General features: G+C 42.6%; 22 protein-coding genes. 10 read left to right on the forward strand and 12 right to left on the reverse strand.

The window, feature by feature from the left end:
• Positions 1 to 682: 682 nt before the first annotated feature.
• A complete protein-coding gene (locus K6V26_RS16655; protein ID WP_224263348.1) occupies positions 683 to 1,177 on the forward strand; it encodes a metallophosphoesterase family protein in 495 nt (164 codons plus the stop codon).
• Between the two features lie 9 nt (positions 1,178 to 1,186).
• Here K6V26_RS16655 and K6V26_RS16660 read toward each other — a convergent pair whose 3' ends face one another.
• The 3 genes from K6V26_RS16660 to K6V26_RS16670 form a co-directional block, all read right to left on the reverse strand.
• The gene (locus K6V26_RS16660) at positions 1,187 to 2,305 is read right to left on the reverse strand and encodes an NUDIX hydrolase (protein ID WP_007654535.1); all 1,119 of its coding nucleotides are present in this window, start codon (positions 2,303 to 2,305) and stop codon (positions 1,187 to 1,189) included.
• Between the two features lie 64 nt (positions 2,306 to 2,369).
• Positions 2,370 to 3,215: a lipoyl synthase gene (gene lipA, locus K6V26_RS16665; protein WP_224263349.1), complete on the reverse strand. Its 846-nt coding sequence runs from the start codon at positions 3,213 to 3,215 to the stop codon at positions 2,370 to 2,372.
• On the reverse strand, positions 3,215 to 5,389 hold the full coding sequence (locus K6V26_RS16670) for a S9 family peptidase (protein ID WP_010802136.1): 2,175 nt from the start codon (positions 5,387 to 5,389) through the stop codon (positions 3,215 to 3,217). The genes lipA and K6V26_RS16670 overlap by 1 nt, the downstream gene beginning before the upstream one ends.
• A 167-nt stretch (positions 5,390 to 5,556) precedes the next feature.
• On the opposite strand from K6V26_RS16670, the gene K6V26_RS16675 reads away from it, so the two are divergent.
• Positions 5,557 to 6,489 (forward strand): TIGR01212 family radical SAM protein, encoded by a 933-nt coding sequence (locus K6V26_RS16675; RefSeq protein WP_224263350.1) that lies wholly within the window; start codon positions 5,557 to 5,559, stop codon positions 6,487 to 6,489.
• Here K6V26_RS16675 and K6V26_RS16680 read toward each other — a convergent pair.
• On the reverse strand, positions 6,473 to 6,970 hold the full coding sequence (locus tag K6V26_RS16680; RefSeq protein ID WP_046145234.1) for a DUF4251 domain-containing protein: 498 nt from the start codon (positions 6,968 to 6,970) through the stop codon (positions 6,473 to 6,475). The genes K6V26_RS16675 and K6V26_RS16680 overlap by 17 nt on opposite strands.
• Positions 6,971 to 7,184: 214 nt before the next feature.
• On the opposite strand from K6V26_RS16680, the gene K6V26_RS16685 reads away from it, so the two are divergent.
• The 6 genes from K6V26_RS16685 (at position 7,185) to K6V26_RS16710 (ending at position 13,811) form a co-directional block, all read left to right on the forward strand.
• On the forward strand, positions 7,185 to 9,869 hold the full coding sequence (locus tag K6V26_RS16685) for a calcium-translocating P-type ATPase, PMCA-type (protein WP_007654540.1): 2,685 nt from the start codon (positions 7,185 to 7,187) through the stop codon (positions 9,867 to 9,869).
• Between the two features lie 83 nt (positions 9,870 to 9,952).
• A complete protein-coding gene (locus K6V26_RS16690) occupies positions 9,953 to 10,252 on the forward strand; it encodes an STAS domain-containing protein (RefSeq protein WP_007654542.1) in 300 nt (99 codons plus the stop codon).
• A gap of 21 nt (positions 10,253 to 10,273) precedes the next feature.
• Positions 10,274 to 10,681, forward strand: coding sequence for an ATP-binding protein (locus K6V26_RS16695; protein ID WP_007654549.1), 408 nt, complete (start codon positions 10,274 to 10,276; stop codon positions 10,679 to 10,681).
• Position 10,682: 1 nt separating this feature from the next.
• Entirely contained in the window at positions 10,683 to 11,804 is a 1,122-nt protein-coding gene (locus K6V26_RS16700) for a sensor histidine kinase (protein ID WP_224263351.1), read from the forward strand.
• Entirely contained in the window at positions 11,797 to 12,633 is an 837-nt protein-coding gene (locus K6V26_RS16705; RefSeq protein ID WP_224263352.1) for a sensor histidine kinase, read from the forward strand. Before K6V26_RS16700 ends, K6V26_RS16705 begins: the two co-directional genes overlap by 8 nt.
• A gap of 14 nt (positions 12,634 to 12,647) precedes the next feature.
• On the forward strand, positions 12,648 to 13,811 hold the full coding sequence (locus K6V26_RS16710; protein WP_224263353.1) for a PP2C family protein-serine/threonine phosphatase: 1,164 nt from the start codon (positions 12,648 to 12,650) through the stop codon (positions 13,809 to 13,811).
• Between the two features lie 77 nt (positions 13,812 to 13,888).
• Here K6V26_RS16710 and K6V26_RS16715 read toward each other — a convergent pair whose 3' ends face one another.
• The 4 genes from K6V26_RS16715 to K6V26_RS16730 form a co-directional block, all read right to left on the reverse strand.
• The gene (locus K6V26_RS16715) at positions 13,889 to 14,716 is read right to left on the reverse strand and encodes a hypothetical protein (protein ID WP_007654557.1); all 828 of its coding nucleotides are present in this window, start codon (positions 14,714 to 14,716) and stop codon (positions 13,889 to 13,891) included.
• Positions 14,717 to 15,003: 287 nt separating this feature from the next.
• The gene (locus K6V26_RS16720; protein WP_007657317.1) at positions 15,004 to 15,312 is read right to left on the reverse strand and encodes a hypothetical protein; all 309 of its coding nucleotides are present in this window, start codon (positions 15,310 to 15,312) and stop codon (positions 15,004 to 15,006) included.
• Positions 15,309 to 16,262, reverse strand: a complete 954-nt coding sequence (locus tag K6V26_RS16725; RefSeq protein WP_010800681.1) for an IS110 family RNA-guided transposase — start codon at positions 16,260 to 16,262, stop codon at positions 15,309 to 15,311. Before K6V26_RS16725 ends, K6V26_RS16720 begins: the two co-directional genes overlap by 4 nt.
• 126 nt (positions 16,263 to 16,388) lie before the next feature.
• Positions 16,389 to 19,295, reverse strand: a complete 2,907-nt coding sequence (locus tag K6V26_RS16730; RefSeq protein ID WP_224263354.1) for an ATP-binding cassette domain-containing protein — start codon at positions 19,293 to 19,295, stop codon at positions 16,389 to 16,391.
• Between the two features lie 284 nt (positions 19,296 to 19,579).
• On the opposite strand from K6V26_RS16730, the gene K6V26_RS16735 reads away from it, so the two are divergent.
• Both K6V26_RS16735 and K6V26_RS16740 read left to right on the forward strand, forming a co-directional pair.
• On the forward strand, positions 19,580 to 19,945 hold the full coding sequence (locus K6V26_RS16735; protein ID WP_046145239.1) for a hypothetical protein: 366 nt from the start codon (positions 19,580 to 19,582) through the stop codon (positions 19,943 to 19,945).
• Positions 19,946 to 19,964: 19 nt separating this feature from the next.
• Positions 19,965 to 21,176, forward strand: coding sequence for an NAD(P)/FAD-dependent oxidoreductase (locus tag K6V26_RS16740; RefSeq protein WP_224263355.1), 1,212 nt, complete (start codon positions 19,965 to 19,967; stop codon positions 21,174 to 21,176).
• A 104-nt stretch (positions 21,177 to 21,280) separates the two neighbouring features.
• Here K6V26_RS16740 and K6V26_RS16745 read toward each other — a convergent pair whose 3' ends face one another.
• The 4 genes from K6V26_RS16745 to K6V26_RS16760 form a co-directional block, all read right to left on the reverse strand.
• The gene (locus tag K6V26_RS16745; protein ID WP_224263356.1) at positions 21,281 to 21,472 is read right to left on the reverse strand and encodes a hypothetical protein; all 192 of its coding nucleotides are present in this window, start codon (positions 21,470 to 21,472) and stop codon (positions 21,281 to 21,283) included.
• Positions 21,473 to 21,553: 81 nt separating this feature from the next.
• The gene (locus tag K6V26_RS16750; protein WP_224263357.1) at positions 21,554 to 22,636 is read right to left on the reverse strand and encodes a linear amide C-N hydrolase; all 1,083 of its coding nucleotides are present in this window, start codon (positions 22,634 to 22,636) and stop codon (positions 21,554 to 21,556) included.
• A gap of 121 nt (positions 22,637 to 22,757) precedes the next feature.
• The gene (locus tag K6V26_RS16755; protein WP_224263358.1) at positions 22,758 to 23,795 is read right to left on the reverse strand and encodes a hypothetical protein; all 1,038 of its coding nucleotides are present in this window, start codon (positions 23,793 to 23,795) and stop codon (positions 22,758 to 22,760) included.
• Positions 23,796 to 23,883: 88 nt separating this feature from the next.
• Positions 23,884 to 25,056 carry an OmpA family protein gene (locus tag K6V26_RS16760; protein WP_224263359.1) on the reverse strand — a complete coding sequence of 391 codons (1,173 nt, stop codon included), beginning with the start codon at positions 25,054 to 25,056 and terminating at the stop codon, positions 23,884 to 23,886.
• Positions 25,057 to 25,089: the final 33 nt, after the last annotated feature.

Below are 25,089 nucleotides of genomic sequence, written 5' to 3' on the forward strand. Positions count from 1 at the left end.
ACGTTGCTACATCAGAATCCTATAAGAAAGGAATAGTACTAAACAAGGTTTCATATCCGGCTGTTCGCCGGGAGTCCAAAATTGAGAGAAAGTAGACCAATAAAAAAACGTGGACCCATTGTCTTTTCGTATTACGGTCCTGAAAGGTCTACCACAACCCGCTCTCCTCATAATACAACAATGAAGTCCACGCCTAAACGTGAACGTCCAGTGTACTTGGAAGAGAGCATTTAAAAGTGGTAGTTTTTCAGCACCTTCGAAATAAACTTTACGTTTTTATATCTTAATATGTCTTTTAGACAGTTTTATACCATAGGCATAGTTTTAAATTTATATGAATACATTTATGCAAACACCCCAAATGTAAGAACAATATTTTACATTCCATCACAATCTTCAAAATAAATAGCCATAAGTAAACAAAATCATCACAAGCCACTAATATACTCTTTCAAATTCTCATATATTATGATACTGTATTCTTATATATTATACGACTTCGATATCATAATATATGAGAATACAGTATCATAATATATAGAACTATAATCCCGGAAGCCGTAAAAGACTGGGACTATCGCACCAGAAAGAAACCTTTGTAAAGAAAATACGAACTAAACTAACTCCGTCAACCGGTTCATTGTAATATTTTCTTACTTTTACATGTTGAAAAGAAATAGTTATGCTTAAAATAGGACTTCTCTCAGATACCCATGCTTGGTGGGATGATAAATATGTGGAATATTTCGCAGAATGCGATGAAATATGGCACGCAGGTGATATTGGTTCGGACGGGTTGGCAGCAAAGCTAGCTGCTTTGAAACCTTTCCGGGCGGTATATGGAAACATAGACGGGCAATCGCTCCGGTTGGAATATCCCGAAGTGGCTCATTTTAAAGCGGAAGAAGTAAATGTGATGATGACGCATATAGGCGGCTATCCGGGCCGTTACAACCCGGCTATCCGCAAAGAATTGTACGATACCCGCCCGAACTTGTTCATAGCGGGTCATTCGCACATTCTGAAAGTCGCCTTCGACCAATCCCTGAATTGTTTATATATCAATCCGGGCGCAGCCGGCAAAAGCGGCTTCCATCAGGTCCGTACCCTTATCCGTTTTGTGATTGACGGCAAAAATATTAAAGACCTTGAAGTAATCGAACTGGGTATCCGATAAATACCCAGCCTACTTACCACAGCAGAAACTCTCTGCCAGTAAAATTGTGTTCTGAAGATAAGAGAATTCCTGTTCGAAATATTCACTGAATACACCGGTATGCAGGTTCTCTTCAATTTGTTTGGCTGTCCATAACTTACCGCCAGCTCGCTTACACTGGTTAAACTGCTCCTCTGTACGGAGACAGATCACGTAAAGCGATACCAGATGTTTCACCTTCTCGTTCTCGAACGTATAACGTATCAGAAAACGGGGATTTACATCCTGCTGTTCGGCGAGTTCGCCAACCGATTCACGCACCGTACTTTCAATACTATGCCTGAACAATACATAACTATGGAAAGGGTAATCAATCGTATCCGGAGATACGAACGCATCTTTACTCCTTTTCATCAGATAAAGCATTCCGTCATGAATGACGGCAATCCGGACGATCGGATGGTAGTACTTCTTAGGCAACGTGCGGCTGACCGAACGCGCAATACAACCAATAACCTTTCCTCCCTCATTCAACACCGGTAACCACATTTCTTTCTGTAAACTACCTTGCATCAACGATAAACGTACCTGCTCATAAAGAATGACCAGAACTCCAATCAATACCCCCAGTTCCCTATAAAGGAAACGTTCCGCATGTACATTCTGCATCGTATCCGGAAGGATACTGTAAACCAGGATGACAAACAGATGTAATGTATACAAATTCTGAACCAGCTGGGCAATGAAATAGAATTCATTCAGCGTCGTACGCATTAAAGTCCGTTTATAAGTCGGGTGCTTTGAAGTCCTTATCTTCTTTAATACTGAGCGCCGGCTAAAACCGATAAACGCCAGTACTACGACCAACAGCACCTCCGTAATCAACGGAGAATAAATAAACAATACGGGCTCCAGTTTCAAGCAGAGAAAGACGGAATACAATACTAAAGTAATTGCAGAAGGCAACAATAAAAATTGATATACCTTATCCTTACTCAACACCTGATACAGAAAAATACATACAAAACAGAAGGTAACGCCGATAATGAAAGACAACAGATAAGAAAAATAATTATCCAAAAACATAAAAAGCAACAATGGCAACAGACCAACGGCTTGATTGTCTAATCCCTTCTTAACTTTGTTCATACCCTTTCCCCCTTTCTTCGCACTTTAAATATATAACAACCCACTTTGTTAAAAGTTTTGGTAATTAAACATGCTTTTCAGCGTGATAAGAGGAACGGACCAGCGGAGCGCTCTCTACCATGCGAAAACCTTTTTCCAAAGCGATTGATTTATAGACATTAAACTGATCAGGGGTCACATACTCAGTTACTTGAATATTTTTTCTGGATGGTTGTAAATATTGACCTATTGTTAATACGGAAACACCTGCATCGAGCACATCGTCCATCAGACAGCATACTTCTTCGGGAGTTTCACCCAAACCGACCATGATGCCGGTCTTAGCTGTCGCACCTTGTCCGGCTATACGGGACAGGACGGCCAAGCTGACATCGTATTTGGCTGCACTGCGAACCTGCGGGCTGATACGCCGCACGGTTTCCATATTATGTGATATAATCTCGGGAGCAGCTTCCACTACCTGATCCACCAGTTCAAAGCGTCCCTGAAAGTCAGGGATCAGGACTTCTACGGTGGTGGCTGGATTTACGGCTTTGATGGTCCGGATTGTATCCACCCAATGTTGGGCTCCCAAGTCGGGAAGATCATCGCGATCGACCGACGTTATCACTGCGTGTTTTAAGTTCATCAGGCGAATACTTTCCGCCACATTCGCCGGTTCTTTCGGGTCCAGCGGCAGCGGTTTGCCTGTTAGCGTGTTACAAAATCGACAGGAACGGGTACAGATATCGCCTGCAATCATAAACGTAGCAGTTCCCCGGCTCCAGCATTCTCCCATGTTCGGGCATTTTCCACTTGTACAAATGGTGTGCAGACAATGAGACTCAACAATGCTTTTCGTCTTTGTAAACTGTTCGTTCCCACCAAGCCGGATCTTCAACCAATCCGGCTTTCTCACATGTTCTGACATTATAAGTTATCCAATAAAAAGTTAGACATCCTGGTATACAGATGATAACGGGTATTTCCTCCGTAAATACTGTGATTACGGTCTTTATAAACCTGCATATCGAACTGTTTACCGGCTTGTACCAATGCTTCTGCATAATCCATCGTCTGCTGGAAGTGTACATTATCATCAGCAGTTCCGTGCACCAGCAACAGCTTACCCTGTAAGTCTTTTGCCAGCCGGATGGGCGATGTTGCAGCATAGCCCGAGAAGTTTTCTTTTGGCGTACGCATAAAACGTTCGGTATATACCGAGTCATAATATTTCCAGTCTGTCGGAGGAGCGACAGCGATACCGGCCTTGAATGTACCGTTACCCACGCTCATCGACATCAATGTGTTGTATCCGCCAAAGCTCCAGCCCCAGATGGCGATGCGTTTTGCATCCACATACGGCAGTTTGCCTAACGCCTGTGCTGCTTCCACCTGGTCTCTGGATTCCAAATCACCCATCCGCAAGTATGTACATTTGCGGAAGGCTTCACCACGTGCACCGGTTCCCCGGCCATCCACGCTGACTACGATGATTCCGTTCGCAGCCAGGTAATGTTCCCAGTCAAAACCATATTTGTCCAGTACTTGTTGCGAATTAGGACCACTATATTGTACCATCAGCACCGGATATTTCTTCGATTCATCGAAATCGACCGGTTTAACGATCCAGGCATTCAACTCAATATCAGATGCTGTATGCACCTTGAAGAATTCTTTTTTAGAGAAAGATGTATTTGCCAATTTTTCTCTCAAAGCAGCATTATCCTGCAACACACGCAATACTTTTTTCGACTTCGTTTCGTTGACAGTAATCACTGCGGGAGTGTTTGCATTCGAATAATTATTGACGAAATAAGCGTAGTTTGCGCTGAAGTCGGCACTGTTCGTCCCCTCTCCTTCCGACAGCTTTGTCTTCACGCCTTTCTGATCAATCTTATAGACTGAACGACGCAACGGGCTCTCTTCGGCCGATTCATAATATACAACCTTAGTTGCATCGTCGTAACCAATCAGACGGGTTACGTCCCAGTTGCCTTTCGTTACCTGACGTTGCATAACACCCGTCGGAGAATACAAATAAATATGGGAATAGCCATCCTGTTCGCTGACATACGTAAATCCGCTCGGATTGAAATGAATGGAAGTCAGCCATTCGGAATCCACATAGCATTTGTTCTCATCGCGAAGAATCAGACGGGATACGCCGCTCTTCGGATTCACATAATACATATTGAAAACATTCTGCTGACGGTTCAACGTCATGACAGCCAACTGGTCGGAATTGGTAGTAAAGGTAATTCTCGGAATATAATAATCACCTTCCACCGGCACTTTCAGTTCTTTGATATCTTTTGTCGCTACGCTGTAAGAATGAACCGTTACTTTCGAATTCTTCTCGCCTGCTTTCGGATACTTGAAATTATAATATCCCGGATACAGTCCGTTCCCCCACATCTGCATGGAATATTCCGGCACTTCGCTTTCATCGAAACGCACATAAGTCAGATATTCACTATCGGGCGACCAGGCCATCAGGTTAGTCACAGCAAATTCTTCTTCATACACCCAATCGGTAATACCGTTCAGTATTTTGTTCAGTTCACCGTCTTTGGTAACCTGTACTTCCGTATCATAGTCAAACTTACGAATCCATATATTATTATCCACGACATAAGCACACATGCGTCCGTCCGGCGAATAAGTCGGAATCATCTGCTTGTTCTTCGAATCGGAAACAGGCTTTACATAGTTACGGCGCACGTCATAATCGTATACCATCGCTTTGAAAGAACGACGGTAAATCGGTTCGGTTTCCCGCCAAACCAGGATATGATGGCCGGTACTGCTGATATCGTATCCGTCAAAATCATCGAATGTAGATTCACGGGCAGTCCGGGCATTGAACAACGTGTCCACCGGATTACCTGTACGATAGGAGTATTTGATAATCATACTCCGATCTTTATTCATTGCTGTATAATGTTCTCCATCCGGCAGCGACCGCATTTCACCAATAGCAGTTACCTGACGGAACTTTCCATCTGTAATTTCTTTTAAATCGACACGTTTGCTCCCGTTCTGAGCAGATACGCTTCCAATTATCGCCAATGAAAGCAAGAAACCAACACCCAATCGTCTCATGAATACTTTTATTTTATTTTGAATAGGCTGCAAAGTTAGTATTTTATCACGGTAAACCGTTCACCATTAAAGGTAAATTATGTACCGGAGCCAGGTTGTCCGGCCATTTTATCATTAAATTAACCACCGGACATTGGTCATTAACCATTATAAATTACCTTTGCCCCATGGAAAACGTAAAACCTTATAATGATTTCGGAGATTTCCTGCGGAAAGTATTCCCCTGTAAGGTGCAGAAAATCTCTATAAATGCAGGCTTCACCTGTCCGAACCGCGATGGTTCGAAAGGATGGGGCGGCTGTACTTATTGTAATAATCAAACATTCAGTCCGGAGTATTGCCACACGGAAAAGAGTGTGACCGAACAGTTGGAAGAGGGAATCCGCTTCTTCTCCCGCAAATATCCGGAGATGAAATACCTCGCCTACTTCCAGGCTTACACCAATACATACGATGAACTCAGTTCGCTGAAAGCCAAATATGAAGAAGCGTTATCTTATCCCGGTGTAGTCGGGTTAATCGTCGGAACACGCCCGGACTGCATGCCGGATGCTTTACTGGATTATTTCACTGAACTTTTCCGGGAAAAGTTCGTCATGATAGAATACGGACTGGAAAGCACACTGGATAAAACATTACTCCGCATCAACCGCGGACATACCTATGAAGAGTCGGAAAACGCTATCCGCCGGACAGCCGAACGGGGCATTTACACCGGTGCCCACCTGATTCTGGGTTTACCGGGAGAAAGCCGGGAAGAGATATTACACCATGCCGACCGGTTATCCGGATTGCCCGTAACCACTTTGAAACTGCATCAATTGCAACTGATTCGTAACACCCGCATGGCCAAAGAATATGCCGAACATCCTGAAGAGTTCCATCTTTATACGGCCGACGAATATATCGACCTGGTAATCGACTTCATAGAAAAATTAAACCCCTCTATTGTGGTAGAGAGGTTTGTATCGCAATCCCCGAAAGAGCTGTTGATCGCTCCCGACTGGGGACTTAAGAACTTCGAATTTACTGCGAAAGTAAATAAGCGTATTGCCGAAAGAAATGCACGGCAAGGACGATTATTTATTCCTTTTTCTTAGGAGCCAGTTCCCCATAGAATGTGATGTTCTGTTTGTTGACAGGCGTCACATTGATTGTCGCGGAGCCATTTGAGAACACCTGCACACTGAATGCAAAGGTATCGTCATCGCTTCGGGTACGAAACTGTATTTGAGCGGTTCCTTTCTTATTAAAAGAACATTGATAATCGGTAATTGATTCTTCGAAACGTAACCCGTCACCGCCACCATAAGGAGCCGAATAAGCCCTTCCGAAATAAGGAAGATAGGAAATAACCGAGTCACCGCGCATTTCCAAAGAGTAGGGAGACGTCAGATTGAGTGAACGTCCTCCCATGGGTATCGCACGATTTACATCTATTGTAAACCGTTTACTATCTATTAATTCTTTCACTTCATTTGCCTTCTGCTCCCGCTTTTCCTTTTTACTTTGAGCATAAAGGGATTGCCCTGCTAATAAAAGGACAATCCCTAATAACCAGAATAACCTAACATTCTTCATAACCTTAAATAAATAACACACATTTTGCTTCTATATATAAGACAATCTGAACAGACCAAAGGTTTACCTTCCGTTCGTTAAATTAACACAACAAACGGTTAACAAAACATTACTGTTATATTCTATCATCAATTAAAAACCAAAGCACTTGCGTATGTCCGTCAACTTTACGTAATTTGTCTACTCATTTTTCTGAATCAGATTAAACAAATTTATGGAGAAAAAACATCAGTATCAAGGCTTAACCAAACAAGAAGTAGAAGAAAGCAGGCGCCTTCACGGCGAAAATATCCTCACTCCACCAGAGAAAGCCTCTCTCTGGAGTCAATTCCTCGAAAAGTTTAATGATCCGATCATCAAGATCCTACTGGTAGCATGGCTGTTATCAATGATTATTGCCGGCGTACATTGCTGGGGACCGGAAGCGAAAGGGTTTACCGCTTTCCTGGAGCCGATCGGTATATTCTTTGCCATCATGCTGGCATCCTGTGTCGGTTTCTTCTTCGAACTGAAGGCCAACAAAGCATTCGATGTGCTGAATACCGTCAATGACGATACGCTGGTCAAAGTGATTCGCGAAGGAAATATCTGCCAGGTAACCAAAAAAGAAGTCGTTGTCGGTGACATCGTCGTACTGGAAACCGGAGAGGAGATTCCTGCCGACGGTCATTTGCTGGAAGCTATATCTTTGCAAATCAACGAATCGACACTGACCGGGGAACCTATTATCAGTAAAACAACCAACGAAGCCGAATTCGATCCTGAAGCGACCTATCCGTCCAATATGGTCATGCGGGGAACAACTGTTGTCGACGGGCATGGAGTCATGAAAGTCGAACTGGTGGGAGACGCTACCGGATATGGTAAAGTATATGAAGGTTCGCAGATTGAAAGTGACATAGAGACTCCGCTCCAGATACAGCTGAAAGGGCTTGCCGCCGTAATCAGTAAAGGAGGATATACAGTTGCCGGGCTTACTTTTATTGCCTTGCTGATCAAATTATTACTCGGTTCATCGGGTATGCCGGTCATGGATCTGATCTCCCATATTCTGAATATCTTCATGATAGCAGTAACCTTAATCGTAGTTTCCGTCCCTGAAGGTTTGCCGATGAGCGTCACCCTCAGTCTTGCCCTGAGTATGAACCGCATGCTCAAGACAAACAACCTGGTCCGCAAAATGCATGCCTGCGAAACGATGGGGGCGACTACGGTTATCTGTACCGACAAAACCGGTACGCTGACACAAAACCAAATGCAGGTTTACCAGACCAATTTCTATAATCTCAAAGACCAAAAACTAGGAGACGATGAACTAAGCAACCTTATTAAGGAAGGCATTTCCGTTAACTCGACCGCCTTCCTCGACTTCTCGGAAGAGAAAGTAAAGACATTAGGCAACCCTACCGAAGCTGCTTTATTGCTTTGGCTGAACAGCCAGCAACAAAACTACCTGACATTAAGGGAGGAAGCGCCGGTCATGGACCAGCTGACCTTCTCGACCGAACGGAAATATATGGCGACAGTCGTTAAATCGCCGTTATTGGGTAAAAAAGTGCTGTACGTAAAAGGGGCACCGGAAATTGTACTGGCAAACAGCCAACGTGTAGCCATTGACAACACTTATAAACCGGTAGATGCCTGCAAGGCCGATATTGAAAAACAACTACTGGATTATCAGAATCAGGCCATGCGTACACTCGGTTTTGCTTATCAGATTATTGAAGACGGACAGGACGAATCGTTCTTCGTCAATGGCCGCCTGCATAATACCGACCTGACCTATCTGGGAATCGTTGCCATCTCCGACCCTGTCCGTGCAGATGTCCCGGCTGCCGTACAAAGCTGTCTGAATGCTGGTATTGATGTAAAGATCGTAACCGGTGATACTCCTGGTACCGCCCGTGAGATTGGCCGTCAGATCGGAACCTGGAAACCGGAAGATACCGACCGCAACATCATCACAGGTCCGGGCTTTGAAGCACTGACCGACGAAGAAGTGCTCGACCGCGTGCTGGATCTGAAAATCATGTGCCGCGCCCGTCCTACCGACAAACAACGCCTGGTGCAGTTATTACAGAAGAAAGGTGCCGTAGTTGCCGTAACCGGCGACGGAACCAACGATGCTCCGGCCCTGAAAGCCGCCCAGGTGGGTCTTTCCATGGGAGACGGAACTTCTGTAGCCAAAGAAGCCAGCGACATCACGATCCTGGATAACTCTTTCGGAAGTATCACACGTGCCGTAATGTGGGGACGTTCCTTGTATCGTAATATCCAGAAGTTCCTCTTATTCCAGCTAACCATCAACGTGGCAGCCTGTCTGATCGTATTGTTGGGTTCGCTGTTCGGGACCGAATCACCGCTTACCATCACGCAGATGTTATGGGTAAACCTGATCATGGATACATTTGCCGCCGGAGCATTGGCCTCCCTCCCCCCTAACGAACGGGTTATGAAGGATAAACCCCGCCGTAGCGGAAAAGATGGCGATTTTATCATCACCCGGCCGATGGCATACAATATCTTCGGAGTAGGTATTGCTTTCGTGCTGATCCTAATGGGAGTATTGTATTATTTCCATGCACAGACTGGACTGACGCCGCATGACTTGTCGTGGTTCTTCAGCTTCTTTGTAATGCTTCAGTTCTGGAATATGTTTAATGCCAAGGCATTTATGGAAGGCCGTTCAGCATTCGCCAACCTGAAAGAGAGTAAGAGCTTCCTGTTTGTAGCCCTACTTATCCTTATCGGTCAGTATCTGATCGTTACGTTTGGCGGAGAGATGTTCAATGTGGTTCCTTTGTCTTTGAAAGACTGGGGTATCATTATCGGTTCCAGCTCGCTGGTTCTCTGGATAGGTGAAATTGCACGAGGCATCAGCCGGCTTACTAAGAAGTAAGCCGGAATAAACAAATTCAGAGAATAACTTGCTGAGCTTGATTATAATATTTACATTTGCTCAAATAGAAAACAAAAAGATATATGGAAATAGAAATAAAGCACGGAACAGAGACAGTAATCTGTCTTTCCGGACAGCTGGATACACTCAGTTCGCCCGATCTGGAAAAAGAGATTACCAATATACTTGAAGGTAATGCGCAAAACGTGGTGCTTGACGGTGGAAAACTCACATATATCAGCAGTGCCGGACTTCGCTTGCTTCTCATTCTGCAAAAAAAGATGGGCCAGAAAGGCGGAACATTTGTATTGAGGAATATCCAGGACAGCATTATGGAGATATTCAAAATAACAGGTTTCTCTTCTTTTCTTACCATTGAATAACAAGATTCAAACTCCGGTAGAATGACCAGCACACTACACATTAAGAATAATCCGGAACAACTTGCGCTCCTGTATGATTTTCTGGAAATACAGGCCAAGAGTTGCGGAATTGACACAGCACTGCTGATGCAGATAAAGCTGGCGATGGATGAGGCTGTAACAAATGTTATTCAATATGCATATCCCGGTATGGAAGGAGATATAGGCATTGATATGGGGTGCGACGACGGACTATTGAAAATAGTCATAACCGACAACGGCATCCCATTTAATCCTTTGGAAACGCGGGAACCGGATATTACACTTCCATTGGAAGAACGTCCGATCGGCGGACTAGGCATCTTTCTGGTAAAACAACTGATGACAGATGTCAGATACGACCGTTCCGAAGGAAAGAATAGATTAACAATGACCAAAGAAATTCAGTAATATGGCCGACTTCGATATAAAAGAGATAGCTTCCCTCAAAAGACAGCTGCGCATCATAGAAAAACTGACGCTGGCAGGTTGGATACTCATTATTGCGGGTTTCTACTATGACTGGGAGTCTGTTCCCGGCATCATGCTGGTTGTGCAGATCGTTCTTTATATATTAAAAGGACGCCTACGGAAGAAGCTGAAACAAAAAGAATATCTGGCCAAAATAGTGGAAGAACGTACCATCGAACTCCGTATCCAGCGGGATCAGGTACTGAAAGAATCCGAAAAGTTGTCGCAAGCGCTGGATGCCCTTGCCAAGGCACAGGACGAACTGGTTCGAAAAGAGAAGCTGGCTACTGTAGGGCAACTTACACAAGGGTTGGTGGACCGTATCCTGAATCCGGTGAACTACATCAATAACTTTGCCGGCCTGTCGGCTAACCTGATCAAAGACCTGAAAGACAACATCACGGACGAACAATATGTCATGACGAAAGAAATCTATGAAGACAGCATCGAAATACTCGACATGATAGAAGGCAACCTGCAAAAGATCAATGAACATGGTTGCAACACCGTCCGCATTGTCAAAGCGATGGAAGACCTGTTGAAAGACCGGCACGGCGATGTGACTTCGACCGACCTGTGCGACCTGTGCAAAGTAAACGTCGATGTCCTTAACAAGCTATTCAAAAAAGAAATTGAAGAAAATCAGATACAGATACATATAGAATGCCCCGAAAAGCCGGTTATGGCTGAAATTAATATCGAACAGATGAACAAGGCGCTGGGCAGCATTCTTAAAAACAGTATTTATGCATTGCTCCGTAAACTGCAAAAACAAAGTTTCTCTCCTTTTATCACTATAAAACTGGAAGAAAGAAGCAACAATACTGTATTTATCAGTATCTATGACAACGGGATCGGTATCGAAGACAGTATCAAGGACAAGATATTCGAACCATTCTTTACAACCAAACCTTCTGCCGAAGCAGCCGGTGTCGGGTTGTATCTCTGCCGTGAAGTTATCCTCAACCACCAGGGTTCGATCCTGGCGAAAAGCGAGAAGGATAACTATACTGAATTCTTAATTACAATTCCTATCAGTCAAAAAAGGATTAACAATGAATGAGAACACCCAAAAAGAAATTGAGAAGCTGAGGAAACAGATCAGCCAGCAGGAGAAGATGGCTTCACTCGGCTTATTGAGTGCCGGCATTGCACATGAGATACAGAATCCTCTTAATTTCGTGATCAATTTCAGCAAAGTTTCGCAGAAGTTACTAAAAGATATGCAGGAAGTCCTGGATGAACTCGGGGACGCATTACCGGAAGACTCAGTCGAAGAGATCAAAGAGATCATGTCTGACCTGGAAGGTAATATGAACAAGATAGAGGAGAACGGCAACCGGGCTTCGGGAATTGTGCGCGGCATCCTGCTTTATTCACGCGGCAAAGACGACGAATATATCCCGACCGACCTGCATCAGCTGACCAAAGAATATGTATGGCTTTCTTACCATGCAGTCAAGGCAAACAACAAAAGTTTCAATGTCGCGATACAGGAAGAGTATGCCGACGACCTGCCATTGGTAAAAGTTATTCCGCAGGATTTCAGCCGCGCCATACTCAACCTGATGAACAATGCCTGCTACGCCGTGTTCAGCAAGTCGAAAGAGATAGCCGATGCGACCTATCAGCCAACCATCAGGATATGCCTGAAAAAAGAGGGTGACCGTATAAACCTGAGCATAGAAGACAACGGACAAGGAATTTCGGAAGAGACAAAAAAGAAACTCTATACGCCTTTCTTCACGACAAAACCGATCGGTGAAGGCACCGGCCTCGGATTGTCGATCACTAAATCGATTATCGAACAAAAACATAACGGTACGATCGGGATGGATTCACGCCCCGGCGAATATACCCGTTTTACCATTTCTATTCCTATCCAACAATAACAGAGACAAAAGTCATGGCTATAAAAATATTAAGTGTAGACGATGAATTAGACCTGGAAAGGTTGCTTACCCAATATTTCCGTCGCAAGATAAAGAAAGGAGAATATGAATTCTATTTTGCGCACAACGGACTGGAAGCACTTCAACTGATGCTTGTCCAACCGGATTTCGATGTGATACTAAGTGACATCAATATGCCGGAAATGGACGGACTGACCTTGCTTGCCAAAATCAACGAAATGCAAAATCCGGCTCTAAAATGCATCATGGTTTCAGCCTACGGAGATATGGACAATATCCGTAGTGCCATGAACCAGGGAGCATTCGACTTCACGACCAAACCGATCAATCTGGAAGACCTGGAACGTACGATCGAAAAGGCAGCCGAACAAATATCATTCATCAAAAAAGCACAACAGGAACATTCGCAACTGGAATCCATCCGTAACGACCTTCACATCGCCCAGGAGATTCAGCAAACGATCCTGCCGAAAACATTTCCTCCGTTTCCCGAACTGAAAACGTTCGATATCTATGCCTATATGAATGCGGCAAAATATGTGGGAGGCGACTTCTACGATTTCTTCCGCATAGACCAGGACCGTTTGGGATTTGTTATTGCAGACGTTGCCGGCAAAGGTGTCCCGGCTGCCATCTTTATGGCGATCAGCCGGACTGTTATCCGGACAATTGCACTGACGGAAAACTCGGCAGCCATGTGCATGCAACGCTCAAATACGTTCCTTTGCCAGGAAAATGTAAATGAAATGTTCGTAACAGCATTTTACGGAATACTGAACCTGAATACCGGTCTTGTTACATATTGTAATGCCGGTCACAATCCTCCGGTTCTAATGAAGGCAGATAACGCGGTTGTATCAGTCCCGCTCACAAACGACTTTATATTGGGCGGCGTAGAAAACATGACTTATCACGAAAAGACTTTGCAGTTATCGCCCGGCGACAACCTGCTGCTCTATACGGACGGAATAACAGAAGCGATGAATACCTACCACGAACAGTACAGCGAAAAACGTTTGCTGGAAAACTGCCGGGAGTTGATCGGAAAGAGTCCCAAAGAAATTGTAGACAGAATAACGGAAACGGTAGGAAAATTCGTTGTAGGAGCCGTACAATCGGATGATATCACCTTGTTGTCTATTACCTATCAGGGATAAAAGACTTCCACAGAATAGTAAAAAGGAGATGCCCCGGTCGGAACATCTCCTTTTTTATATACATTATATATATGTACTTATTTCAGTAAAGCATCACGGATACCCATGATCTCTGCATTAGCAGCTCTGGCATCCTGGATAGTTCCGACTTTTTCCTTCAACGGGCTGATAGTTGTACCCAGCTGTTGCAGGTCTGGATAATAAGAAGCCAGGTCGGCTACTACTTCTTCCAGCATAGTCACACGTTTCAGCATATTATCAGAAAGTCCGGCAGATGTAGCATCCCCTTTGATAACCAATGTCGGGTTAGCAAGCAGACAAGCATATTCAGCAGAAGAGGCACCTAAGATTTCAATCTGTACATCAATCTTGTTTTCGGCAGCCATCTTGTCGATGATCTTATCTTCCTGTGCATTCATGAAAGCCTGCAACTGTTCTTTGGTTGCATCTTTCGGAGCTTCCTCTTTCAGGATATCGAGTACAAAAGAAACATTCAGATCTGTAGCCAGTTTTACAATGGCTCCTTCTACTTCTGCTGTAGGCTGACCGATCGCTTTCAACACATTGTAATCAGCCATATACATACCGAGTGCACGCGCTTTTTGTGTAGCAGTACTTAGTTCAGCAGCTTTAGCAACAGGCAGCATATAAGTTAAATCACCCACTTTTACCTGAACTTCACCGCTGGACAAACGATAAGGAATTTCTGACTCCGGCATATCAGCCAGGAATTTAACAGTTTCCTGTTTTACTTCTTCAGTTAACAAATCTTTCGGCGCTTTACCTGCTATAACGGCAGCTTCTTCCGTCTTTTCGGCTTCATTTGATTTTTTAGCTCCGTTGCAGGAAATCATGCCCACCATTAATGCGGCTATTGCAAGCACGCTTAATACACTCTTTTTCATATGTAAATAAATTGCGCTCCCTATCTCAAGAGAGCCGTTTAAACCATTAATAAATTGATTTTTTTAGAGTTCAGACAAAACAAAAGAGAGCACTTGTATAGATACAAATGCGGTTGGCTATTATCTTTGGGCATTTTATAATTTTACAACAGCTAAGAAAAAAAATTTCATACACGCGTTAAAGGACTCGCAGTCTTGACCGCTTAGCAGTTGAGATCAGTTTCATGAGCGACCTCTTGCTGTTTCTTACGACAACAAGCCAGTAAAAATCGACCTTCTCTATGTTTTTAACCTACTTCTGGGATTGGACCATCATCACGGCTGATTTTAACTTTATAGCCAAGTGCTTCCAGCTCTTTCTTCAAGTAATTTTTCCGTTTCTGCTCCATCCTTTGGTTGAGATATTCCGCACCGAGTTCCTTATACTCACAAGCCTCTTTCAGTACATGCCATACCGATTTCAGGATCGAGTGTCCTACTGCTACTAAAGCCCTCTTTTTCCCTCGACGGGCGGCTAAACGGTGATAACGTGCACTGTAAAAGGTGTTCTTGGTACGGGTGGCTGCCCACGCAGCCTCCGTGATTACGGCTTTCAACTGTTTGTTGCCATGGGTGGTTCTACCACTTTTTTTTTACCTGCGCTCTCGTTATTGCCAGGACAGACACCGGCCCACGAAGCCAGGTGCTTTTCGGTTGGAAAGGCTTCCATATCCACACCTATCTCTGCTATCAGGTCTTCAACCGTTTTCCGGCTAAGTCCGGGGATCTTCTGCAAGAGTTCCATCACATTCTCATAAGGAGATAAAACCTCTTTTATACGGCAGGTAAGGTCAGCTATGATGGCTTTCGTCTGTTCCATATCTTTACGGATGGTCTGCAACATATAGATGTGATGCGGTTCTATAAAGCCTTCACAAGCCTGATAAAGAAGTTCCGGACTGGCTTCAAGTTTTTTATGATAGATGCAAGTTATGTCATCCATTGTTACATGACCCTTATCGATCAACATATCTATCAGCTTGTTCGCCACGACTCCGTCCAGGCTGCACACCACGCTGGAAAGTTTGATGTTACAATCTTCCAGGATACGAACAATACGGTTTTTCTCAGAAGATACATGCTGGATCAACTTGTTACGGTAACGGGTTAAATCACGAAGCTCACGTTGTTCACGCTCCGGGATATAACTCGGTTTCAACAAACCTGCTAAAAGCAGTTTGCAAATCCAGGCACTATCCTTTTTATCCGTTTTGTGCCCGGGAACATACTTGATGTGCCGTGCGTTCACGATCCAGACTTTCATATCAGGACATTCAAGAATCTTATAGACCGGCTTCCAGTAAACACCGGTACTTTCCATGGCTACATGCGTAATGCCACTGGATAATAACCATTCTTTTAATTCTGTCAAAGAACTACTGAAGGTCTTGTAACTGCGGGTTTCAGTTTTGAGACCTTCGCCACTTATCGTAGCAACTACCATGTCCTTGTGGACATCTATTCCACAACCCCGGAGGATGACTTGTTCAAAAGGTACTGTTTTCATTGCATTCGTTTTTTCGAGTGAATGACACTAAAGTAAACAATACCCCCCTATTTACATGCTCTTGGACGAAATTTATTTCATGGATGTTTCATGTTACTTTATTTAATAATTTATATTCCAGCTTTTTTATTCTTCTTTCAGGAAACGTCCCGGAAACTCTGCGAATATAGCGATAATAGCTAATAATGCAAAGAAACCTATAATCAATAAATTAAAATTATAGGTAGAAATTAACATACTGCCCAGTTTTTTCTCATAAGAATAGAAAGGAGCCCTGCCAAACGGATTATCCGGAACAATATAAATCTGACCGACGGCCGGATAGATGCGATGCCCGTGCTCTTTATAAAAGTTACGGCCACCGGCTCCCATAACCAGGTCTTCGATAGCCGAATTATGATACTTTTTCTTCTGTTCGGTTACCCATTCAGCCCCTTTTTCGCGTATATCCTTTTCCTGTACCTGATCCAGATAGGCCGTAAAGTTATGAGCGCGTTCGTGCAACGCTGAATCTACCTTATCCAGATACGACAAGTAAGTTTCACCTTCATTGCGGGAAGCGATACGGGCGGCACGTCCCAATACGGCAAGTTCATTTTCTACCGTCAGACGTTTGTCCGGATCATCTTTTCCCTCCAGTTGTTCAGCCAGGCGACGCACTTCTTTCGAATGTATATTTTCATAATACTGCGCCAGATATTTTTCCCTCTCTATCGGAAAGTAAGCCTGATTGTAAGCATTATCGGCAAATTGCTCTACCATCAAGGTCTCAAAAGCCCAGCGCGAAGGGATAATATCACCGATCAACGGGACCTTATTTTCCTTTGAGGCACTGGTATTCAAATCATCAAACTTGATAACCAATCCGCAAAGCAATATCTGCGGGATCAATAGAAGAGGAATAGTTATATAGATCGCAACGACAGAGTTCATCGACTGTGATAACATCAGTCCCGTCAGATTGGCTAGGAAAGAGGTTGCCCAAAGGATACTCCACCAAACACCAAACATCTCCCATCCTACTCCTATGATCGTATTTCCCACTAAAATAAAAAGTAAGGACTGAAGTCCGGATACTCCCAGCAGGTAAACCATTTTAGATGTAAGATAGCTGCTACGACTTAACCGGAGGAAATGTTCTCGCTTCAGGGCAGGCCGGTCTTTTATAATCTCTTCGGCACTTATACTTAACCCCATAAAGGTGACCACAATAACCGACATAAAGATATAAGACACAAAATTCTTGTTAGCCAGCAAAGTATATTCGTCACCATCGACATACCGGGTAAGCAAGGCAACGATCAGCGCCAGCAACGGAGCTTCGAGCAACGTAATTGCCAGATATTGCTTATTAACCAGTTTTGTCCGGATATTCCGTTCCAGGAAAATACAAAACTGTTTGAACCAGGTCGGTTTTTTCTGCTTGCTGTCAGGCAGTTCCTTCTCCTCAACCGGTGTATAGGACGGACGCGACGAAATATATTTCTCGTGCCATTCTTCAGGTGTAAACTTCCGGATGTTCGTCTGGTTTCCGGAGTCGTCGATCTTCTTCGAGTCGATAATATTCAGAATCAGTTCCGGATTCACATTCCCGCAGGTACTGCAAACGCTGATATCCGGATCGGTATATTTCGCCGCTTGTTTGAAATAAATAATCGCTTCGATCGGATTTCCGTCATAAATGGGATAACCTCCCCGGTCCAGTAACCAGAGACGGTCGAATAATTTATAGATTTCAGACGATGGCTGGTGGATATTGACAACGACCAGCTTCCCCCGGTGCGTCTGTTCTTTCAGCAACATGATAACTTTCTCGGAGTCGGATGAAGATAAACCGGAGGTCGGCTCGTCCAGATACAGGATAGCCGGTTCACGGATCAGTTCAAGGGCTATATTCAACCGTTTCCGCTGTCCCCCGCTGATCGTTTTACGGATGGGGGAACCGACTTCCAGGTCTTTTATCCCTTCCAGATCCAATTCTTTCAATACATTTTCGACCCGCGCTTTGATTTCCTGATCCGAAAGACGGGCAAAACAGAGACGTGCCGTGAACCAGAGGTTCTGATACACAGTAAGTTCTTCTATCAACAAGTCGTCCTGCGGAACAAAACCGATCAACTGACGGGCTTCGGGGGCATCCAACGGGTAGCCGTTCACCGTAATACTACCCTCATCGGGACGGATATTCCCGTTCATGATACCCAACAAAGTAGATTTACCGACTCCGCTTCCTCCCATTATCGCGACCAACTGGCCCGATTCCAGGTTAAAAGAAAAGTTATGCAAACCGTTGGTACTATTCTTAAAAGTAAAATTCAAATCTCTACCGTTCAGAAATATAGCTTCCTTCCGTTCATTCTTATTATATACGGTCAGCAGATCACTGTAATAAACCGGAAGAAACAACGGTCCTTTCAACACACTACTATGCTGCCAGGCATAAAAGATACCCGGCGACAAAGGAATATCGTTCATGAAAACGACACCTGAGCCATAGTAAGTAAAGATTTGCTTGTCAAACCGCCGGATAAAGAGTACACGAATAAAACCGTCCATCCCTTTACGGGTGATACGATTCCCTATGGCGGCATCCTCTCCACTGATAGTCAATAAAGAAGAAGAGGGTTTTCCGGTAATAAAAGCAAGTATATCGTCAAACTCTTCTTGCGGAATAGCAAAAATATCAGCCACCAGATGAAAGAGTGGCAAATGATTTTCAAACTCTTCCGAGTTCGAATAGGCGAACTCCACAAAGCGGACCAGAAGAAGCAGCTGTTCTTCCGCCACCAGCTTCACCTTCATCTGTTCACAGATATTGCGGATCACATTCTCCTTATCTACAGGAAAAAGCGGATCATCGTACATGCTGCGCAACTCACTGTATAACTCAATATACTCTTTATGGGAACGGACACCGAAATGACTGGACAAATAGAAATGAACTGCACGGCTCGCCTGTTGTTCTTCGATACGTACAGCCGAAGCAAAAACAGCAAACAGATTCAACAAACCGTTCAGAATGGTCTCATTCATATATTCACAGATAATAAAGAATTATCTTACAAAGATAAAATTAAAAATATGAAACAAAGAAAAAACTTACACTAATCCCCCAAAATATCCAAATATATAAACAATTATATTTCTTATAAAAGAAAGAATGTTATTTGTTTTTATTCCTTTTTATAGAACAATAAAACAATTCTCAAAAATATTCTTCAGTTTTCTTAAGACTATCAACCAAAAAATATTCTCATACTGTTTTCTAAAAGAAACAGGAACTAAATACATAAAAGTTTAACTTATATAGAAATGGTATGAAAACAAAAAGTAACACAGTAAAGAAATCCACTCCCATATTGGAGAACAGGAAGAGATTTGGAAATAATAAATTCATTCAAGGTCTGATTGTATTTGTTGGAATCGGATTATATTTCTTTTCACGCAAATCAAAAGTTAAAATCAAGCATACACTTTTATTAGCTACAATTTGCTTGTTTAGTTTTCTTTCGTTGTCATGCAGCAATAAAAAACAAAATAAGATCGATATAAACAAAGCCTTGGATAATGCCATAGAAAAAGTGGAACACGAGGCAGACAAATTAAAAAACACTTTGTATGAAACTAAGAAAGAAAACCGAAAGGGAACAGATAAGATAAAACATAAAGTAGAAAAAATATAAAAATAAAAAACTTATTACAATGGACTTACATTCAGGATTACCCTATTGGATAATTAAAAATCCTCTATTTGATTATTTTAATCCTTTGAAAAAGGATCTGGAAACAGATATAGTAATTATTGGTGCCGGTATTACCGGTGCTCTCATGGCACACGAACTATGCCGAATAGGACTGAAATGTTGCGTTGTGGACAAACGGAGTATTGCCACAGGAAGTTCTGCTGCCAGTACGGCATTACTACAATACGAAATTGATGTTCCACTTTGCCGAATGGTAAAACAAATCGGTGAAAAAAAAGCGGTAACTGCTTACCGTTCTTGCCTTCAATCGATATCAGATATTGAGGCTGTTTTAAAAGAAACAGGTATTGATGCCGATTTTGAATGGCTACCCAGCATTTTCTATGCCAGTAATGAAAAAGGCGTGAAACTTATCGAACGTGAATATAAAATACGCAAACAACACAGACTTCCAACAAAACTATTAAACAAGGAAGAACTTTATAGGAAATATAAACTGAAAACCTATGCGGGAGCGTTACTCAATGATCAATCAGCACAGATTGATGCGTATAAAGCGGCGACACAACTCCTCTGGTATCACATGCAAAAAGATCATTTACAGATATTCACCCACACAGAAGTAACGTCATGTAAAGAAATATCTGAAGGCTGTCGACTGAAAACAAAGGAAGGCTCAATCATTCAATGCAAATATGTAATCATCGCGGCCGGTTTTGAAGCAGGAGAGTTTCTACCCAAGAAAGTAATGAAGTTAACTTCTACTTACGCGCTTATCTCTCACCCTATCGACCCTAAAGACTTATGGACGAAACATTGCCTCATCTGGGAAACTGAAGAACCTTATATATATGTAAGGACTAGCGGTAACCGCATTATCATAGGAGGAGAGGATGAAGAATTCAACGATCCAGAAGCAAGAGATGAACTGCTTCGAAAAAAAACGGAAATACTTGAAAAGAAATTTCACAAGCTATTACCTTCTGTACCTTTCAAAACAGAAATGGCTTGGTGCGGTACATTCAGTACAACAAAAGACGGACTTCCTTTTATTGGTACATGGCCGGGAACGAAACATATATTTTTCGATCTAGGATACGGAGGTAATGGTATCACATTCAGTATGATTGGTGCACAGATCATACGTAATACCCTACAAGGAATAAAGGACGAACGCAAAGATATATTTGGTTTCGAACGTATCCTCTAAACGCCACAAACCAATATCTAACAAATAAGAGAAGGAGGAACAGAGATCACTCTCATTCCTCCTAAAATAATGTCAAATCATCTGGAAAAATTTACATTTTTCACTTAGTGGTTTAACCACACCGGAAATCTGCTCCTACCATAAAAATCATAAAATAACAATCCTACCCAACTGGTAAAGACTATCAATATAACAGCTATCAGCCTTTTTCTTCTAGGAGCATTAAGATTCCAGATTCTAAGTGCAGCTTTTAAAGCCAAAACCAAGCCTATAAACCATATTGCTAAACAAACCATACCTATTCCACACTTTTTATATTAAAACAATTCAAGTTCAATATGTTATTAAACGTATTCACCAAAAATTCCTACATTTCCCTACTTAACCATAATAGACTCTACCGGTTGCTGTTTACTTCTGTCCAAAGGTTTTGCATGATATTGAACAGAAGAAAAATCTATCGTGTTCAGATCTATACTCCGGATTGCGCTATTATACATAGTACGGAAATAAACTATACGATTTTGCATATCAGTAACTGAAGTCCATTGCGTTGCACTTGGTATATCGGCTGCAACTTCTCCCGTAGCAACTTCTATTCCTATCGGAATATCAAAACTATTTAATATCTGAAAAGCCTGAAAAACCACATCTAGAGCCGTTTTCTGTCTGGGTGCCGAAGTCTGATAAAAAGCTGCACGTACAAAACGGGATGGCGGAGTCACATCACCTGGTATTCCCAGAAAACCGCTTCCAGAACCAAAAGGAGACAAACGGAGTACTCCTAAAGATTGCCCTGGTGCCGCCCCAGGAAACAAATTCACATAGTTATTAAGATTGGTCAATTGCCAGTCAAACCCAGGAGAATTAGTCAAGACTCCTAATGTATTTTCATAAAAACGAGGTTCTCCTCCTATTATTTCAAGCACAAGCTGACGCCCCGAAATATCGGCAAATCTCCAATGAACTGTTGAAATTTGGGGATCTAAACTGATAATCCTAACCTTACTTATAGCCTCTTTTATATCATCTACACTTGCACACTCCCCCAACAACCAAGAGACTAACTGAAGATCGGAGATACTTATATCTCTTTTAGAAGCTTCATATTTTTCATATTCTCCATATTTCGGAAAATAAAACAATCCGGCAGACAGCCCAACTTCATTCAAACCTTCTGCTATAAACTCCTTCTGTTCTACTGCAAATCCGACATAACCGTATCTGGCTTTAAAAGTCATACCATTAATGCCATCTGGTGTGTACGATATAGCTTGATAGCCACGTGGAACCACCACGTATTGGCTATTCAAATTACTTCCTCCCCATTCTATCGTGCGTGCCACTATTGTTGTTCCACTTTCACTTTTCAAAGTAATTCCTGTACACGCATTTGTTTTCAATGGGAACTTAAATATTAAAGCCATACCAAGAAACAATAAAAATAATCTTGTTCTCATACTATTTATTTTTGATTTTTATAAAGAAAACCAATACCAGCAATCAACGGGAGCGCATCTTCACAGATACGTCCCGTCTACTTAAAGAGAGATTTTATTTAATGATAATTTAGCAGATATATCATATATCGATTCTTTCCTGTGTTTTTCTGCTTCCGTATGCACCGGCCAAACAACACAAAACAGCTCCAATCAACAGGGCAAAGAAAGATATAAGAGCTGATCGCGCGGCAGCATCCGCAGCTTTATCCGCAGCTTCTAATGTATTCTGTTTCACTTCCTGCCATTCTTGGGTCGCTTTCTCCAAACTTTGTTCCAGATTCCGGATTTGTTTGTCTGCTTCGGTTGATGCCTTACGCATAATCTCCGTATACTGCTTGATCGCTTTATCGGCTTCAGCTTTTGACATATTGGTATTATTTGCCAAAGCTTTGGCCAAATCATTACGATCTATACTTTTAGCCCAATTATTCGTTTGTTCTTTCAAACGGGTAAGAAAGTTTTTAAAAATTTCATCTGCATCTTCAGGAGAAGCAATCGCTTTCTTCACAGATTTTCCTAAGTCGGTCTTTACATTTTCAAGTTGCTTCTGCAAATAATCGGGTTGCAACTCTTTCACTTTGCTTTTTGCAAGCACCGCACGGATATCCTTCGGAATCTCTCCATCTTTCAAATCTACTTTAAAATCAATTCCACCGAATAATTCTTTCGCTTGATCCGAAAGTGCAGAAACACCACTACCGACAATCGAGCCAGTCCCGGAAATAACCCCTCCTGCAACCGACGATGCAGCTCCTAATGCATTCATAGTTAACTTTGCAGCTCCAACAGTAAGTAAAACGCCGAAAAATGCCCCGACAATAAGTGTCGTGCCCCAAACCAGGAAGCCATGTATCAAACCATCTACTCCTGCTAATTTACCGGCTACAAAACCACCTGCAATCATGCTGACAATCAAAGCGACAGCGGTACCTATACCAACCGTAGTTCCAATACCCGAAACCGGATTATCTGCAAATGGGTCAAACATAAACAATCCGATACTGGAGCCTAATACCGACAATAAAATAGAAACAGCCAGCACTGTCACCACACCACCAAATACACTACCCCAGGAAACTCTTTTTTTCAATTCATCCCAATTATTTAAACGTGTCATAATGCTTAAATTTTAATCAATTACTCTGTTCTTAAAAATATAGAGACCATCTCCTAAACACATTACGGGATGGTCTCATCCTTATTCGTTATTGTTCTACGTAAAGAATCACGGCGCGATTCCATTCCGGTTTATCGAAAGGAGGTTCCTTATCGCCAACCCATTCCACAATAACCCTATCGCGATTGATATTATAATCACTAATCAATATCCGGGCAACATTTTGTGCTCTTTCCGCAGAAAGCTTTTCGTTGATCTGGCTTGTTCCGGTTTTACGGTCCGTATAACCGATCACACGTACCTTAAACTGAGGATTATCTTTCAGATATTGTGCAATATTATAAATATTAACTCCCTGATAAGGATCTACCTTTGTTTGGTTGATTTTAAAGAGAACTACATTATTAATTAACGGATTTTCTTCAAATTCAACCACTTTCTCAGTAATAACCTCAGGCTCCGGACAATCCGGGCAATCTATAGGACGTTTTGCCAATTCCTGATTCTGAGCATACAATTCATTAATACGACTGTTCAACTCATCAACCTCCTGCGGATTCCTCAACTCGGCTTCCGAAAAAGTTGCCGACTTACCCACATTAAAGATCAGACCAGCCGAAGCAGTTCCCAAAATATCGTAGTTACCGCTACTCTTGACCTGATTAAATTCGCTTTTCACAGCCGTTGCAGCAAACTCAATAGAAAGAGTCACCCGGTCTGACAATTTAAAATTATTGACAATACCAGCATTGAGAGTCATACCGTTTACACGAGTATGTCCGCCGGCATAAGCCGGTTGATTTGCATAGTCCCATCCAAAAGCCCATCCGAATCCTACGTATGGCACAAAGCTATACACGCGTTTGGAATTATACTTCATAAAATAATCAGTCATACTCCACATTAAATCCGCTTGTACACTCGCATATCTGTTACGCGACATAATAGTCGCATTGTCATTAAACGTATGCAGATTCGTCAGCCCCGCACCCTTGATACGAGTGCCCAAATAAGGATTAATCCATTTACCAAACTGAATTTCAGGAGCGACAGTGAAACGATGGAAAAAGTCGGCATCACTATTCCTGTCACCGAAATATATATTAGCACCTGCACCAGCCCCAATGAACCAATGGTCCCAGAAACCATTATTGATAAAAGTTGCTTTACGAGCCGGTTCCAAACTTTGACCTTCTTTTGTTTGGGCAAAAGAGGTTTGTATGATGCTAAAAAGCACCATAATAAACAAATACTTTTTCATGATTGGATTATTTTTGTGATGAAAAAAAATCGG

The sequence above is a fragment of the Parabacteroides goldsteinii genome (assembly GCF_020091425.1).
Lineage (GTDB): Bacteria > Bacteroidota > Bacteroidia > Bacteroidales > Tannerellaceae > Parabacteroides > Parabacteroides goldsteinii.

What these genes read in the sequence shown, in the direction of transcription:
- K6V26_RS16655 (WP_224263348.1), top strand. Translation starts at nt 683, where the DNA reads ATGCTTAAAATAGGACTTCTCTCAGATACCCATGCTTGGTGGGATGAT.
- K6V26_RS16660 (WP_007654535.1), bottom strand. Translation starts at nt 2,305, where the DNA reads ATGAACAAAGTTAAGAAGGGATTAGACAATCAAGCCGTTGGTCTGTTG.
- lipA (WP_224263349.1), bottom strand. Translation starts at nt 3,215, where the DNA reads ATGTCAGAACATGTGAGAAAGCCGGATTGGTTGAAGATCCGGCTTGGT.
- K6V26_RS16670 (WP_010802136.1), bottom strand. Translation starts at nt 5,389, where the DNA reads ATGAGACGATTGGGTGTTGGTTTCTTGCTTTCATTGGCGATAATTGGA.
- K6V26_RS16675 (WP_224263350.1), top strand. Translation starts at nt 5,557, where the DNA reads ATGGAAAACGTAAAACCTTATAATGATTTCGGAGATTTCCTGCGGAAA.
- K6V26_RS16680 (WP_046145234.1), bottom strand. Translation starts at nt 6,970, where the DNA reads ATGAAGAATGTTAGGTTATTCTGGTTATTAGGGATTGTCCTTTTATTA.
- K6V26_RS16685 (WP_007654540.1), top strand. Translation starts at nt 7,185, where the DNA reads ATGGAGAAAAAACATCAGTATCAAGGCTTAACCAAACAAGAAGTAGAA.
- K6V26_RS16690 (WP_007654542.1), top strand. Translation starts at nt 9,953, where the DNA reads ATGGAAATAGAAATAAAGCACGGAACAGAGACAGTAATCTGTCTTTCC.
- K6V26_RS16695 (WP_007654549.1), top strand. Translation starts at nt 10,274, where the DNA reads ATGACCAGCACACTACACATTAAGAATAATCCGGAACAACTTGCGCTC.
- K6V26_RS16700 (WP_224263351.1), top strand. Translation starts at nt 10,683, where the DNA reads ATGGCCGACTTCGATATAAAAGAGATAGCTTCCCTCAAAAGACAGCTG.
- K6V26_RS16705 (WP_224263352.1), top strand. Translation starts at nt 11,797, where the DNA reads ATGAATGAGAACACCCAAAAAGAAATTGAGAAGCTGAGGAAACAGATC.
- K6V26_RS16710 (WP_224263353.1), top strand. Translation starts at nt 12,648, where the DNA reads ATGGCTATAAAAATATTAAGTGTAGACGATGAATTAGACCTGGAAAGG.
- K6V26_RS16715 (WP_007654557.1), bottom strand. Translation starts at nt 14,716, where the DNA reads ATGAAAAAGAGTGTATTAAGCGTGCTTGCAATAGCCGCATTAATGGTG.
- K6V26_RS16725 (WP_010800681.1), bottom strand. Translation starts at nt 16,262, where the DNA reads ATGAAAACAGTACCTTTTGAACAAGTCATCCTCCGGGGTTGTGGAATA.
- K6V26_RS16730 (WP_224263354.1), bottom strand. Translation starts at nt 19,295, where the DNA reads ATGAATGAGACCATTCTGAACGGTTTGTTGAATCTGTTTGCTGTTTTT.
- K6V26_RS16735 (WP_046145239.1), top strand. Translation starts at nt 19,580, where the DNA reads ATGAAAACAAAAAGTAACACAGTAAAGAAATCCACTCCCATATTGGAG.
- K6V26_RS16740 (WP_224263355.1), top strand. Translation starts at nt 19,965, where the DNA reads ATGGACTTACATTCAGGATTACCCTATTGGATAATTAAAAATCCTCTA.
- K6V26_RS16745 (WP_224263356.1), bottom strand. Translation starts at nt 21,472, where the DNA reads ATGGTTTGTTTAGCAATATGGTTTATAGGCTTGGTTTTGGCTTTAAAA.
- K6V26_RS16750 (WP_224263357.1), bottom strand. Translation starts at nt 22,636, where the DNA reads ATGAGAACAAGATTATTTTTATTGTTTCTTGGTATGGCTTTAATATTT.
- K6V26_RS16755 (WP_224263358.1), bottom strand. Translation starts at nt 23,795, where the DNA reads ATGACACGTTTAAATAATTGGGATGAATTGAAAAAAAGAGTTTCCTGG.
- K6V26_RS16760 (WP_224263359.1), bottom strand. Translation starts at nt 25,056, where the DNA reads ATGAAAAAGTATTTGTTTATTATGGTGCTTTTTAGCATCATACAAACC.